This is a genomic window from Pajaroellobacter abortibovis (assembly GCF_001931505.1).
GTDB lineage: Bacteria > Myxococcota_A > Polyangia > Polyangiales > Polyangiaceae > Pajaroellobacter > Pajaroellobacter abortibovis.
The window spans coordinates 471,658-485,948 of the sequence record NZ_CP016908.1; the positions used below are offsets into that span (position 1 = coordinate 471,658).

Here is a 14,291-nt window from a genome sequence, read left to right on the forward strand (position 1 = left end):
GAAAGCTTGTCTAGATTAAAGTTGGGAATAGAAGGGACAGACATTGTACAAGAGCAGAAAGAGGAGACGGAATTTCTACAAGGGGAGACGAATAGAGAGAGTACAAAAGAGGATGTAGAGTAAGAATGCGCCAATCATGACACTGAAGACTTTGAACAGCAAACACTCCATCTGAAGAACCTTCTTGAGTTAGTACTTTGTGAAATTGCTACCTATCTTCCCGTCTCTGACGTGGGCACATTCAACAATACTTGCCATTTCTTTCGCGATCCGTTCGCATCCATGAGCGAAAGGGGCATTTATATTCCTGTTTGGGCTGTTCACCTGAATTTTCTATCCAACGTGCAACGCGAGCCTTCCTTCCTGCGGAGGACATTGAGGCAGTGTTCCGTCTTGCCATATCCTCTTTTCCCCTTTCCCAAGTGTGATGATCGAATTCTTGTGCGTGCAATATAGTAAGCTGATGGTTGCAGACTTTGAGGAGATCACCAAGTTCCTATTCTAACAATCCATCTTGATTACTCTCGCATCCCTCCAGAGAGAGGGGTTGGAGGCCTTTTCGGATCCAAGTCCTCTGGCCAAAACGCTTCAACGAGTCACTCTAGCCAACGCTTATCCTGGAGTCTGCCCTCAGTCGGATTCCCGTGAGGACAACTGGATAGATCGATCGAGGAGGTTACTGGAAGTGATACTCAAGCCGGGGTTCGAAACACTACGAACAGCAATTGAGAAGGGGAGACAAATTTACTGGTGTACTATCATGCCTCTATTGAATCCTCTGAATGTAGGACAGCTTTCCTCTCTGTGCTTGATGAATTTAATCAACATGTTGAGCCAAAAACTTCGCTTAAACTCTACATGATCAAGGTCTGCTTCGTGATCAAGAGGAGTGTGAACGTATTGCAGAGATTCTGTTTGCTACTGTGGACTTTTCAAAGGAAACGCTTGATGCATTTCTGTTCAATTGCCTAAAACTGTCAGAGGAATGGAAAAAAACATTGAGAAATTGTGGGTTGGATACCAAAATGCACAGCAATATCAGTGGCTCCATGAGTTTGTGGTTCGGTGTCGCGATTTGCGTGAGCTGTGTGTCATCAATGATTGTGTATCGTCAATGATAAAGATGACCAGGGAAATGAACGGTACTTTTATCTGAGTTGCTTAGAGTTAGAGTAGCCCCCTTCCTCTGAACTCGAAAAACTCGAGTTGAACAATATACCAGGTGCAAAGCCATTTCGCACATGCAGCTCAATGGAAGGCGCTGGCTCACCTTCGCTTGTTCGACGCCAACCTTAATGATGAAGCAATCCAAGAGCTTGCCTCGCTGCAAAGAGCACACTCCAATTAGAAAATTAGAAACGCTGGCGTTAGTTGGGGGTCATTTCACCGATCGCGCGCTTGCAATTTTTTACACAGAAACACCCAATGAGGATCCTGACAATCCTGGCCAAAAAAACGTGTCTCAACAAGTTATGAATTGAAGGGGAACGATTTACAGATAAATTGTTTGGTGAGTTTCCTCCACATTGGAAGCAGCTTGATGTGCTGAACGTTGGGATTTTTTTCCACTATTCAAAGAGATGACTTCAGTCACTTGGTGCTTTACCGAATTTTAAACGCATCAGCTTATCAGGGCAGGTACAATCTCCTTCTACTACATAGGGTCGATTGATCACCCGCTTATCGAGTCATTCTCGAGAGGAGTAATATCATCTACAGGCGGGAGAGTTTCTAAAAACTCATCCAGGTATGGTCATTCTTTGGATTCTGGGGAAGTACCATCGAGAGTATGTGTTCGATGATTTTTGAAGACAGGGAGATGCTTTGACGGCTCTTTTGTTCTCTCTCTGAAATTCTGCAAGATAGCTGGGGGATTCTGTGAGAGGAAGCCAAATGAGAGGTGAGCCTGTTCAAGCGCTTGACAAATGATGGAACTTAAGGTGATTCCAGACCACATGAGCAGTGTTGAGATTCTTGATGGTAAGCGTATCGCCGAAACGGTAAAGCAGGAGGTGCGCTTGGAAGTGGACGCGTTTCAGAGCATGTATGGTCGTCCTCCTGGGCTCGATGTCATTTTGGTTGGAGAGAATCCAGCTAGTCAGATCTATACGCGCAATAAAGAAAAAGCATCTCTTGAAGTGGGGATCAAAGGGCGCAGGCACTTACTAGAAGCTTCGTTGTCTCAGGAGGAGCTTCTTGCCCGCATTGAGGCACTCAACGCAGATCCAACAGTCGATGGAATTTTGGTCCAACTCCCCCTTCCGCCGCATATTTCAAAGGAAGCCGTTATTTCTGCCATCTCCCCCTGGAAAGATGTGGATGGATTTCATCCTTTCAATGTCGGCTTGCTGGCTTTAGGCCGTGCTCGGCTTGTACCTTGCACCCCTCTTGCATGCATGCGACTCCTTGCAGAAGCCAAGATCCATCTCAGAGGGATTGATGCTGTTGTGTTGGGGCGCAGCGTAATTGTTGGAAAGCCAGTAGCACAACTTCTTCTCGCTGCGCATGCGACGGTGACCATCGCCCATTCACGGACTGCGCATTTGCTGCATCTATGCCGGCGGGCAGATCTTGTGTTGGCTGCTGTCGGACAGCCCGAGTTGGTGCGAGGGGATTGGCTCAAGGAAGGGGCTGTGGTGATTGATGTGGGAATCAATCGGGTCAAAACAGCGGATGGAGATGCTCGGATCGTTGGCGATGTTTGCTTTGAAGAGGCAAAAGAGCGGGTCCGTGCAATCACCCCAGTACCGGGGGGAGTGGGTCCGATAACAATCGCTTGTTTATTAAAAAATACCTTGCGCGCAGCGCGCGAGCGATTGAAAGCCGAACGCGCTACTCTGAGCAGTAATTAACTCAGCTTGAAGAAAGAAAAAACCTGAAGCGGTATGATTAAGTCTGAGTGGATGGATGTCATTTTTATTCAGGAATAATCGCCGTAAGTGGGATGAATGGAATCGGAACCACGGTCCGAATATAAAGGTTCGAACGATCATCCATTGCTTTGACCCTTGTCTATCCGATTCCATGCAATCCATTTAGCGGTGCTGTCTCCCGTTACGGCTTTGCAACTGGGAGCCCCTATTTATTGTACCCTGGGAGATAGAGAAGATATCATCCCATACCTGGACCGGGTTAAGTCTGATCTTGCTTCGTTGGGTTTGGGGCTAGGACTGGTTGCTTGCGCGTCACCTGTCGCTAATACAAACAAATGATGGCCAGTCACTTGGGGGCATGATTGGCCATGAGTGGGTTTTGATGGGGGGTGTATAAGCTCATGGCCACGAGTAGCTCATTGTTCTCTTGTACCACTTATGGATGGGTTGTAACAGGTGTTGGTATGACACAACGCTTAGCTCCCGGCTGCCTGCTTGTATAATAGATATCTTTGACTTCATCCGCCGACGATATGGCTCTGTTCCAGAACGCCGCTTCTCCGATAAGACCATCAAAAGGGAATATGCCTTTCCACTTCCTAACATAGGTGGTTTCCCTGAGACCTCGCCTATCGATTCATATGCATGGGCTTCTTGAATGATAAGAGCTCCATTCATATAAAGGAATGCCGTTTTCTTTGAAGGGTCAAAAACAATCACTGGATGAACTCTTTTGTTGGCAGCGAGTATATTGATCCCTGCAACAAATTGTCTCCGTCCACCTCAATAAGATATTCTTTTCGTTAACTTCTGATTATATATCCCTTACCATAATCGTGCATACATCTTGCTGTAAGAATTGCGAAATTGTTTAGGGTGGGAATAGAGCTGGGTTCGATATACATATCGATAGAGGAGGCTGTATTATTTGGATCGAGGGAATTAATTGAATCTGATCCTAGCATTAGCATTCGATACTTGTCTGAAGCTGAACGGAATCGGAACCACGGTCTGAATCGAACTCGAATGATTATTTGGGGTCTTGAGTCGAGTCTATACCATCATTTTTATACCATTTGGCAGCGACGTTCCCTTTTCTGCGGCTTGGAGGCTGGGGGGCCCTGTTGTGTCGTATCCTGAGAGATAGAGAACGACCTCCTTCTTTGGGATGGGGATGCAGGGAGTCGGAGGTGGAGGAGGAAGATTATGAGGAGGAAGTAAGGAGGACGGAGGATTTTGCCGCCTTCTGTTTTTGTTGAAGGAGCATTTTCTGTTGCAGCGGCAGCAGGAGGGTTGTTGTCTTGGTTTTTATTACTGCAGCGGCTGCCTGCGAATAGAGCAGAGGGAGGAGATCCAGAAAAGGGAGAGGAGTGTGCGAGGGGATATGGTTACAATGAACCAAGAGTTATCCTTTCCGTGAGCGGAATGAAAGTGTAACGGGTTATTAATTAGCTGTTTCCATGTATATGATGGCAAGGGGGCTTGCGTGTAACTCGAGGTGAGGAAGGTATTGGGGGCGGATGTATTGTGATGAGACCAGAGGTCTTGCGATCTGTGTCTAGATAAACTGGGCTTCTCCTACTTCTTGGGTTTTGAGATCGGGGTTGCTAGGCCTGGAAAATGCTAGGTGATATGCTCTGGAAGAGGATAGAAGAGAGGGATGAGGAGAACAGGGACTTGGAAGGGGGCTGCTTCACGAGATGGTTGTTTCCATGATCCTATTCTGTGGACAGGGAAGAGGGGCTGAGTTCTTTATCCTCCTTGTTAAGCTCCGTCCGAGGACAAAAGCTTAGAGAGGATCTGATCGAGTTCATCTAGATTTGTGTAGTGGATTCGGATTTCCCCTCGGTTCCCTTTATCTTGAAGGGTGACCCGCGTCCCCAAGGCATGGGTGAGTTGTGTTTCGAGATGACGGATCGCAGATGTTTTGGTTGGGGAACCCCCTTTTTGCCGCTGTTTGGTTTTTGTTGAAGAGGGGTTTACTTGACGGATCAGACCTTCCGTCGCACGGACGGAGAGGCGTCCCCGAATCACTTTTTCTGCGATCCTTGCCATTTGCTCTGGATTGGAGAGACCTAATAAGGCGCGCGCATGCCCTTCTGAAAGGGCGCCGGAAATGACTTGCGTGCGGACTGCAGCGGGGAGACGGAGAAGGCGCAAGCTGTTGGTCAATGTGCTTCGATCTTTTCCTAGCCGTTTGGCTAGAATCTCGTGGGTGTAATTGTGCTCTTCCAGCAATCGTTGAATGGCTTCTGCCAGTTCAATGGGATTCAAATCTTCTCGTTGCACGTTTTCTACAAGGGCGAGCTCGAAAGCATTCCGTGCGGAAACGTCTTTGACGACGACGAGCACCTCTTTGAGCCCTGCTTGTTGGCTGGCGCGCCATCGCCGCTCTCCTGCAATCAGCACAAATTGATCAGGGACGTGTTCGCTGCGACGCACGACAAGCGGTTCGAGCATTCCGTGCGTTCGAATCGAAAGGGCTAATTCCTGCAAGGACGAGGAGTGAAAAAACTGCCGTGGTTGCCCTTCTTGAGGAATGATTTTCTCAATAGGGCACAAGAAGAGATTTTTGGACCCATAAGGAGAGGAAGGGGAAGAAGCAGTGGGGAAAAGGGCATCTAACCCCCGCCCGAGAGGGCGCCTTTTATTTTGTTCAGAACTCATTCGCCTCTCGCGTTGGAAGAGGAAGAAGAAAGCAAAGCCGCTTGATTTGTCTCAAGAAATTCCCGAGCGAGCGCTAGATATGCTTGAGACCCTTTTGACTGTACATCGTACAGAATAGAAGGTTTACCGTGGGAAGGAGCTTCCGATAAACGCACATTGCGTGGGATTATTGTATTAAATACCCGAAAGTGTCGCTGAACTTCGGCTGCTACTTGATGGGCTAAATTGTTTCGTGAGTCGAACATCGTGAGCAGAATCCCTTCGATGTCTAGAGATGGATTGAGGTGATGTTTGATTCGATCAATGGTTGCCATAAGATGTGTGAGCCCTTCAAGGGAATAGTATTCGCATTGGAGGGGGACCAACACCCGATGGGAGCTAGTGAGCGCGTTGACAGTGAGGAGCCCTAAGGAAGGGGGGCAGTCGATCAGCACATATTCGAAAGAGGAGGGGTGACTCTCTTGGAAACCCCGCAGCGCTTTTTTAAGACGGTAAGCGCGGTCTTCTTCGTCGATTAACTCAATTTCAGCGGCTACTAGATTTTGATTGGCGGGCGCGATGAGTAGATGCGGAATCTCTGTTGGTTGAAGGACATCTGCGAGGGGGGCTTGCTCGATCAGGCAGTCGTAGGTGCTGAGCGTGAGCTCTTGGGGACGAATCCCTACCCCCGAGCTCGCATTTCCCTGGGGGTCCATGTCGATGAGAAGGGTTGGATGTTCTGCTGTGGCGATGCAGGCAGCTAGGTTGATAGCCGTTGTTGTCTTTCCGACCCCCCCTTTTTGACTTGCGATAGCCATTGTGTAGAAAGAAGGAGCAACGATGGATGAGATAGAAGGAACCATGATTGTTGAGGATAAATGCTTGCTCTGTCGGTGTATAATACACTGTATGTAAATGTATTGATCTATCTTTCTTAGCGTGGTAAAAAAAGGGAATTCATGTTCGTGTCTCTTCCCGGGGACACTTTGGCCCTCGAGTCATGCCTCGGCTCGAGGGTTTTTTTTGATCTTTGCTTCATGCTGACATCCATTTCATTCTAGGTCTTGAGATCATGGCTTGACGTGGCAGATGAGCCATGTATGCTTCCACTCCTCATGCAAGTCAAGACACAGCGTACATCTCCTATCACCATACAACTCGATGTAGAAATTCCAGTAGATACTGTGAAATCTTACGTCGATCGAGCTTATTCTGATTTCATTCGTAAAGTGAAACTGCCTGGTTTTCGCCCGGGTAGGGTGCCTCGACATGTGATTGCTCAATTGCCAGCATTTCAGCAAGAGATTGCAAAGGAGGTTATTAAAAAACTGGTCGATGAAACATTTCCTAAGGCCATTGCTGAGCAAAAGCTGATGCCTGTAAGCACTCCGTCTATTAAGCCTCAAGCGACAGACGAAATACACCCTTCTCAACCCTTTATGTATACAGCTTCTTTCGAAGTGGCACCTGAAGTGAAAGGGGTGAAATACGAGGGGTTAGAGCTGATTCGACCTAGCATCGCGGTGACAGACGCAATGGTCGATGAAGCGCTGGAGGAGCTCCGTCAGCGCTATGTTTCTCTCCAAGTTCCGCAGCCCCCTCGCGCTGCTCAGGAGCAAGATGTTCTGATGGTGGAGATGGACGTATGGGTCAATGGCAGAAAGATCAATCGCAAGGGGAGTCACTCCTTATCGATAGAACTGGGGGTTGGACAGGTACTGCCAGCTGTCGAGCAGGCTTTGTTGGGCAAGAAGGCGGGCAAAGAAGTAGTGGTAGATACCGTTGCCCCTGAAGACCAGGCAGCCCCTGCAGTTCGGGGTCAAAGAGTACGCTACAAATTCTTGATCTCTGAGGTGAAAGAGAAGGTGCTCCCTGCGCTCGACGAAGAGTTCGCCAAAGATGTTGGAGAATTTGCGAACATCGAAGAGTTGAGGGTACATCTCAAGCAGAAGTTGGAAAAAGAGATGAAACAGCGTGCGGACGAAGCGCTCGCAGAGCAGATCATCGAACGATTAAGTGAACTCAATCCGATGGAAGTCCCCTCCTCTCTTGTCCAGCGGCAGCAGAAGTTTGTGGAGGAGGAGATGTGTGCTGATGCATTGCGCACATCTTTTAAACGCAACGTTGAAGCAAAACCATTACTGACCCATGAAGAATTGAGGCGTGAAGCGGAAAAAAAGGTCCGGGCGGGGTTCATTATGGGGGCGATTGCACAAGAGCATGGTCTTAAGATCGCTCGAGAGGATATCGAAAAGGCGTATCAAGCGATTGCAGAGGAATCTGGAAAGAACGTCGCAAAGGTTAAGGCGGAGTATGCTGGTCAAGAGAGGCAGCAGATCTTGATGGGGATGATTCTGGAAGATAAAGTCCTGACATTAATTGAGAGTAAGTCTGTGATCAAAGAAGCATCGGATGAACAGAGAGCTTGAGCATCCACTGATCATCGGATGGCGAGGGATCGCAATGGCTTTCGGGAGATTCAAGACTCACGAATACAGGCTGATGTTTTTTAATTGAGGTATGACGATGAAATTCCCTTCGAACCGCACTCAGGCTATCTCCATGTTAGAAAGGGCAAAGGATTTTATTCCGTATCCCACTGTGGTGGAGACGACCCATCGTGGAGAGCGCAACTGGGATATTTTTAGCCGCCTTCTCAGAGATCGGATTGTATTTTTAGGGACGGAAATCAACGATGATGTAGCCAATATCATCATCGCTCAATTTCTTTTCTTGGAGAGTGAGGATCCGGATAAAGAGATCATGCTTTATATCAACTCACCCGGTGGGGTTGTGACGAGTGGTCTCGCTATTTTTGATACAATGCGGTATGTGCGCAGTAGAGTTTCTACAACGTGTTTGGGGATGGCTGCATCAATGGCCGCAGTGCTTTTAAGCGCAGGGGAAAAAGGGAGGAGACTGGCTTTGCCTCATGTGCGGATCATGATCCACCAGCCTTTGGGTGGAGCACGGGGGCAAGCCACCGATATCGAGATCCAAGCGCGCGAAATTCGCCATCAGAAAGATGTACTCGTCGATATTTTGGTGTATGCGACGGGGCGTTCTCAGGAGCAGATCCATAAGGATATCGACCGAGATTTTTATCTCGGTGCAGTTCAGGCGAAAGAGTATGGGCTGATCGATGAAGTGCTCGTCCCTAAAAAAGCTTCTGGACCAGAAGGGAGAAATGCCTCTGAAGCTTGAGTTGTACGGATCACAATCTAACGCAATCAAGGTTTCTTGACCTGTCTGATGGATAGGGAGAAAGAAAAATGAGGTCGGGAAAAGAGAGTTGTTTTCGTCTCTTGCAGGACTAGAATTCAAAGGCTACACTGTGGAAAAGAAGACCGTTTGTAAAAGTGGAACGGCGCACGAATACAAATGGTTTGGTGGGCTCTTTGTGAAAAAATAACATTAGTTAGCAGGGCGTAAAGTGGACCGTAAGCGTGACGAACATCAGAACGGCAATCTTAGCTGCTCTTTTTGCGGTAAGTTGCAAAAAGAGGTTAAGAAGCTTATTGCAGGACCGAGTGTTTATATCTGTGATGAGTGCATCGGCCTTTGTGATGAGATCATGGCGGAGGAAGTGGATAAAAATGAGTCGTGCTCGACTCCACCCCCTCTCCCCAAGCCCTCTGTGATCAAGGCGAGTTTGGATCAGCATATCATTGGGCAAGAGCGCGCGAAAAAGATTTTAGCGGTTGCAGTTTACAATCATTATAAACGGATCGATTCACAAGTCAAAACGGAGGATGTAGAGCTTAGCAAGAGCAACATCCTACTATTGGGGCCAACAGGTTCTGGGAAAACGCTTTTTGCACAAACGCTCGCAAAAATCTTGGATGTCCCTTTTTCCATTGCGGATGCAACTACTTTTACCGAGGCTGGGTATGTTGGGGAGGATGTGGAGAGTGCGATTTCGCAGCTTCTGCAGAATGCGGGGCATGATGTGGAGCGTGCGCAGAGGGGGATCGTGTATATCGATGAAATCGATAAGATTTCTCGTAAGAGCGATAACCCTTCGATCACCCGCGACGTGAGTGGAGAAGGGGTGCAACAGGCGCTCTTAAAGATGTTGGAAGGAACGGTTGTCAATGTTCCACCTAAAGGGGGACGAAAGCATCCACAGCAGGATTTCGTGCAAGTGGATACAACGAACATTCTCTTTATCTGTGGAGGAGCATTCTTTGGGCTGGATGAGAATGTTCGTCGGCGTATTGGACAACAGACGCTCGGTTTTGGAGTGGATATCAAGTCGAGAAAAGACATCAATTTGGGGGAATTGTTGGCACAAGTCCAGCCAGAGGATCTCTTAAAATTTGGTTTAATCCCTGAGTTTATTGGGAGGCTCCCTGTCCTTGCGACGCTTCACGAGCTCGATGAAGATGCGTTGGTCGATGTTCTCATCAAGCCGAGGAGTGCGCTTGTCAAGCAGTTTCAAAAGCTGTTTGAGATGGATGGCGTTAAACTCAAGTTTACCAAAGGGGCGCTTTCTGCAGTTGCTCGCGAAGCGTTGGCTCGCAATTCAGGGGCTCGCGGCCTTCGCGCGATTTTGGAGCATACCATGTTGGATATGATGTACGATGTCCCGTCTCACAGCGATATTAAAGAAGTGGTAATCAATGAGGAGGTGATCACAAAGCGCGAGTTGCCTTTGATTGTGTATCAGAAAGAAGCGGAACTTGCTTAGGTGAGTCATCTCCAAAGTGAGCAATAAGGAGAGAGGATTGTACTAAAGAAGTTGCATTTTTGGGGAAGAGGCTATTAGATGGCCGGTATCCCTTGGAGGAAGGGGCGGGTAACTCAGCGGTAGAGTGCTGGCCTTACAAGCCGGAAGTCGCAGGTTCGAACCCTGTCCCGCCCACGCGCTGAGGGAAGAAGAACGAGCGCATAATTAGGATGCAATTGCTTGAGATTCGTGGTAAGGGCTGGAGGAAGTAGGTCATAAGAACGAGGGGCGGTAGTTAAGTGGGTTATAACGCCGGCCTGTCACGCCGGAGGACGCGGGTTCGAGTCCCGTCCGCCCCGCAAGTTTCCTTGGCTCGCTCTGATCCGGCGAGCTTTTGAATTGGCTACGGTATATTGCAGGCTAAGGAAGGGGCGGGGTTCGCAGGGACAGGAAAGGAGGTGGCTGGTGGCTCTTTGTGGGGTAGGGGGCCTTTGCAAGCTAGGATGGTTGTCCAGACGAGAAGGAGGCAGAAGACAGAAAAGGGTTGCATGGTTGCTTTCTTTCGTTAAGAATAAGCAAACAGATCTTCGCCTTTGGGCACAAATGCGCCTTTTCCCCATTTAAGAAATCGTTCGATTTCGTGACGAATCAGAACATAGCGCATATCGGTGGGATGAATCACAAAACGGAGGGGGGTGATCCTGTGAGCATGGCGCATAAGCCGACAGTACGCTGCTGTAGAAAGCAGGCGAGCTGGAGAACGTGTGGCGTAATTGAGAACAACACTCTTTTTCTTCAGTCCTATGCAAGGGTTATAAATGGTGGTGTGATCTTCAGTGAAAGAAAATCCATGCTTGGCGAGGAGGGACAGCATCCAACAGGGCATCGACCATGCGGGTGGGATAAATCCGTGGACTTGCAGGCCGACAAGATTAAAGGTTTCTATCCCCTGCTGCAGGCGTTCATCTGCTTCTGCTAGAGAGAGATCAAAAAATTCGGCTTCGTAGTTGGAGACCATCCGCTGAGCGAAATGCCAAGACAGTCCTGTCGGTTGACTCGGTCGAAGGGTGGGGGCATGATGAGTGACCCGTTTTGAAGGGGGCTGGGTACGGCTTTGGTGAGTCAGTCCGTGTAAAAAGATTTCGTGACCTTGTCCCTGCAGCTTGCGTAAACGAGCGCAGAAATCAGGATGGTGAGAGAGAGGCCACTGTCCATGAAAATTAGGGACGACTAGAAGAGTTGGGACGACTCCTGCTTGTCTGCAATAAGCGAGAGCTGCTTCAACCTCCTCCGCAAATACGGGGGAGACATCGTGAATGGAAACATGGATGCGCATGGACAGATTCTCAAGAGGGTGAATGGCGTAAGGATACTTTTGAGGAGAGCAGCGTACAGTATATATCGAGTAGACGATCAAAGTGATCGTCAAGAGAATATACATCAATAGCCGCTTGTAAGGCACAATTTCGAAGCTGCTCTTGTGGCTGCAGCAGCAATCGCTCGAGCGCAGTCGCGCAATCGGTGGAATTGCCAGGAGTGTAGAGTTCCGCACAGGCTTTTTTAGCCTGCTCAGCGGCTCCTCCTGCGTTAGGGACCACAAGTGGGAGGGCGCAGCTGATCGCTTCGGCGAGGACTAATCCGAACGTCTCGACGGAGCAGCCATGTACCAGGGCATCTGCACTGGCAAAGAGGCGTGCAAGGTAGGCTCGATCGCGTTGAAATGTCATCCAATGGATATCGGGATGGTGCGCCGCTTGTGTTTTAAGGGATTTTTGTTCAGGTCCGTCGCCTATCAGCACCAGAACAGCCTCATGTCGTTTGCGGAATTGGATAAATGCGTCGATCACCACATCCCACCGTTTTTCAAAGGCGAATCTCCCTACCCCTATGAGGAGGAAAGCGTGCTTGCGCTCCGGACCTAAGAGTTGCTCTCGAAGTGCAGGGTCTTTGGCATACGGGTTAAAAACGGTGCGATCAACACCGAAAGGGAGGTGAACCACTCGAGGAACCCCTTGCTCCTGCAATTTTTGCACTTGTTTCTTCGAGGCTGCAAAAGTTGCATCGCAGCGTGTGGCGATCGCGCGAATCGTGGTCCAGAAAGGGCGAGCGATCATCTGCTGGAGAAAAGAGGGGAGTTGTTGAAGGGGACCTTGGGTCATATAGGTTTCAATGAAATCACTGTGCCATACAAATGTGCGAATGCCGTGTGGAAAGCGGGGGGCTATCAGTGCGCTGAGAGCTGCTCCGTAGGGGGAATGGATCTCGACGACATCCGGTTGTTCTTTAACGATGATGCTTCGAGCTTTAAGAGGCGATGTGAACAAGAAATAGCTCGGATCGTACGGGACGGGGGAGGCTGCAAGGCGTATCATCCGACCTCGACCTTGCTCGATTGTTTCTTGATACGGGCCAGGTGCAATGATGATAGAAGAGATCCCTCTTTGGCCTAGAACATGCATCTTTGTAGTCAAATGACTTCGAACACCCCCTCCTCGCTCCGAGTAGAATTCCGTAATGTCGATCACTTTCAAGGGCACGTTCCTTCTTTTCCTGACTTCAAAGATGTGGAAGAGCAGCAAACAGTTTACCCTCTAAAACATATGGTTAACAAGGATCAAAAAGAAAAAACGAAGGGTAAGCGTGCGGATTTTTATCAGTTGACAGACCTCTACCAGCGTCCTTTGCGTGTGGGTATCCTGAGCGATTTTATCCGGGTCCCTTATGCCAATGGTGCTATTTTTCAGACACGTGCACTGTATCAAGAATTGCGTCGGTATGGTCAAAAAGTAACAGTTGTAGGTCCATATGATCCAGATGTGTCCCCTGAAGAAATGTCCATGGATGCAGTTGCGTTACCTAGTCTCCCTCTTCATACCTACCCTGGTGTTTTTCTGCCTTTGCCTTCTGCGTCTTGGGTGAGGGATGTGAAATCGTGGGATTTTGATCTGTGTTATGCGCAGACGACGACTCTTCTGGTGGAGCTTGGGATCTGGTTGCGCTACGCAAAGGGGATTCCGTTACTCTGTGTGAATACGACGCATCTTATAGCAGCTTATGATGTGCTTCTCCCTGAGAAAATCTCCAAGATTAAAGCTGTCCATACGATTTTAGAGAAGCTTTTCAGAAGGCCTTACGAAAAGTTTTTCACGTATTTGTACAACCAAAGCGATGGATTGGTTGTATTGAGTGAAGGGCTTCGCGATTACTGGCAAAAGTTGGGTGTTAGAGTCCCTATTTACGTGATTCCTCGTACGATTCAAGCCGATATATTTGATCGGTCAATAAGAGGAAATCCTTATCTAAAACTGCTTGGAGATAAAGTACAAGGGCTCCGCCTGCTCTGTGTGGGGAGGCATACGCGGGAAAAGTCTCAAGATCGAGTTATCCGGATTTTCGCTCGCAATATTCTCTCTGCTTGTCCAGAAGCAACGCTTACTCTGGTCGGACAAGGGCCTGATACGGACTATTATCGCCGGGTTGCTTGCCAATTAGGAGTGCAGGATCGTGTCTTTTTTACAGGGGAAGTCCCCTTTACGGACATGCTCGAGTATTATTCATATGGGGATGTGTTTGTGCATGCTTCCTTGAGTGAAACCTATGGGAATGTCCTTGGTGAGGCGCTGTGGTGCGGTATGCCTGTGGTAGCTTTTGAAGATGGAATGGGGGCTAGCTCTCAAATTAAACATGGAGTGAATGGTATTTTAATCCAGCCGGGTTGCTCTTCAGAAGAACAAGAGCAAGCAGATGCTGTCTTTGGAAAGGCTGTGTTGCAGCTTGCTTCTTCTCCAGAAGCACGTGCCAGTATGGGAAAAACGGCAGCTTCTATGGCTAAGGAACATGTCTCTTCAGCAAATATCCAACAGAGGATGGTGGACGCTTTTATGGGTGCATGTCAGCATAGAGCTCGTTCGAATATGGATTCTGCTCGCATGAATTCACCTTTCTATCAGCTGTGGTTGAAGTGGATTCATTTTGGGACTTGGATTAGTCTCTCACTTGGTCTGTTTCTTCTAGGTTTGCTTCGACCGTCACGTGTCGATTTTAGAAAGCCTCATCTTCATCCGTCCCTCTATCGATAAACAGAGGTAAGCATTTTTTCCAGA

Annotated in this window: 10 protein-coding genes and 2 tRNA genes; 8 read left to right on the forward strand and 4 right to left on the reverse strand. The window is 48.6% G+C overall.

From position 1 onward, the window contains the following. Nucleotides 1-1,955: 1,955 nt before the first annotated feature. Together folD and BCY86_RS02390 are read left to right on the forward strand one after the other, a co-directional pair. Entirely contained in the window at nucleotides 1,956-2,852 is an 897-nt protein-coding gene (folD, locus tag BCY86_RS02380; RefSeq protein ID WP_075276287.1) for a bifunctional methylenetetrahydrofolate dehydrogenase/methenyltetrahydrofolate cyclohydrolase FolD, read from the forward strand. 1,257 nt (nucleotides 2,853-4,109) lie between these two features. Further along, nucleotides 4,110-4,310: a hypothetical protein gene (locus BCY86_RS02390; RefSeq protein ID WP_075276289.1), complete on the forward strand. Its 201-nt coding sequence runs from the start codon at nucleotides 4,110-4,112 to the stop codon at nucleotides 4,308-4,310. Nucleotides 4,311-4,637: 327 nt separating this feature from the next. Here the strand turns inward: BCY86_RS02390 and BCY86_RS02395 are convergent, their stop codons facing one another. Continuing rightward, nucleotides 4,638-5,540, reverse strand: coding sequence for a ParB/RepB/Spo0J family partition protein (locus BCY86_RS02395; protein ID WP_075276290.1), 903 nt, complete (start codon nucleotides 5,538-5,540; stop codon nucleotides 4,638-4,640). Next, nucleotides 5,537-6,382 carry a ParA family protein gene (locus BCY86_RS02400; RefSeq protein WP_275935838.1) on the reverse strand — a complete coding sequence of 282 codons (846 nt, stop codon included), beginning with the start codon at nucleotides 6,380-6,382 and terminating at the stop codon, nucleotides 5,537-5,539. The genes BCY86_RS02395 and BCY86_RS02400 overlap by 4 nt, the downstream gene beginning before the upstream one ends. 237 nt (nucleotides 6,383-6,619) lie before the next feature. Between BCY86_RS02400 and tig the strand changes: the two genes are divergently transcribed. The 5 genes from tig to BCY86_RS02425 all read left to right on the forward strand — a co-directional run bounded on the left by tig (nucleotide 6,620) and on the right by BCY86_RS02425 (nucleotide 10,547). Next, nucleotides 6,620-7,948 (forward strand): trigger factor, encoded by a 1,329-nt coding sequence (tig, locus tag BCY86_RS02405; protein ID WP_075276291.1) that lies wholly within the window; start codon nucleotides 6,620-6,622, stop codon nucleotides 7,946-7,948. A 97-nt stretch (nucleotides 7,949-8,045) separates the two neighbouring features. Continuing rightward, on the forward strand, nucleotides 8,046-8,723 hold the full coding sequence (locus tag BCY86_RS02410; RefSeq protein WP_156865001.1) for an ATP-dependent Clp protease proteolytic subunit: 678 nt from the start codon (nucleotides 8,046-8,048) through the stop codon (nucleotides 8,721-8,723). A 229-nt stretch (nucleotides 8,724-8,952) separates the two neighbouring features. After that, a complete protein-coding gene (gene clpX / locus BCY86_RS02415; protein WP_075276293.1) occupies nucleotides 8,953-10,209 on the forward strand; it encodes an ATP-dependent Clp protease ATP-binding subunit ClpX in 1,257 nt (418 codons plus the stop codon). Nucleotides 10,210-10,311: 102 nt separating this feature from the next. Beyond that, nucleotides 10,312-10,383: transfer RNA gene (locus tag BCY86_RS02420), tRNA-Val, on the forward strand. A gap of 90 nt (nucleotides 10,384-10,473) precedes the next feature. After that, a tRNA-Asp gene (locus tag BCY86_RS02425) sits at nucleotides 10,474-10,547 on the forward strand. Between the two features lie 206 nt (nucleotides 10,548-10,753). Here BCY86_RS02425 and BCY86_RS02430 read toward each other — a convergent pair. Together BCY86_RS02430 and BCY86_RS02435 are read right to left on the reverse strand one after the other, a co-directional pair. After that, complete coding sequence (locus BCY86_RS02430; protein WP_075276294.1) at nucleotides 10,754-11,524, reverse strand: DUF2334 domain-containing protein; 771 nt, start codon at nucleotides 11,522-11,524, stop codon at nucleotides 10,754-10,756. 10 nt (nucleotides 11,525-11,534) lie between these two features. Next, the gene (locus BCY86_RS02435) at nucleotides 11,535-12,659 is read right to left on the reverse strand and encodes a glycosyltransferase (RefSeq protein ID WP_156865003.1); all 1,125 of its coding nucleotides are present in this window, start codon (nucleotides 12,657-12,659) and stop codon (nucleotides 11,535-11,537) included. On the opposite strand from BCY86_RS02435, the gene BCY86_RS02440 reads away from it, so the two are divergent. Further along, nucleotides 12,642-14,267 carry a glycosyltransferase gene (locus BCY86_RS02440; RefSeq protein ID WP_245776252.1) on the forward strand — a complete coding sequence of 542 codons (1,626 nt, stop codon included), beginning with the start codon at nucleotides 12,642-12,644 and terminating at the stop codon, nucleotides 14,265-14,267. The two genes, BCY86_RS02435 and BCY86_RS02440, sit on opposite strands and share 18 nt — an antisense overlap. Nucleotides 14,268-14,291 lie beyond the last annotated feature (24 nt).

What these genes read in the sequence shown, in the direction of transcription:
- folD (WP_075276287.1), top strand. Translation starts at nt 1,956, where the DNA reads ATGAGCAGTGTTGAGATTCTTGATGGTAAGCGTATCGCCGAAACGGTA.
- BCY86_RS02395 (WP_075276290.1), bottom strand. Translation starts at nt 5,540, where the DNA reads ATGAGTTCTGAACAAAATAAAAGGCGCCCTCTCGGGCGGGGGTTAGAT.
- BCY86_RS02400 (WP_275935838.1), bottom strand. Translation starts at nt 6,382, where the DNA reads ATGGTTCCTTCTATCTCATCCATCGTTGCTCCTTCTTTCTACACAATG.
- tig (WP_075276291.1), top strand. Translation starts at nt 6,620, where the DNA reads ATGCTTCCACTCCTCATGCAAGTCAAGACACAGCGTACATCTCCTATC.
- BCY86_RS02410 (WP_156865001.1), top strand. Translation starts at nt 8,046, where the DNA reads ATGAAATTCCCTTCGAACCGCACTCAGGCTATCTCCATGTTAGAAAGG.
- BCY86_RS02430 (WP_075276294.1), bottom strand. Translation starts at nt 11,524, where the DNA reads ATGCGCATCCATGTTTCCATTCACGATGTCTCCCCCGTATTTGCGGAG.
- BCY86_RS02440 (WP_245776252.1), top strand. Translation starts at nt 12,642, where the DNA reads ATGCATCTTTGTAGTCAAATGACTTCGAACACCCCCTCCTCGCTCCGA.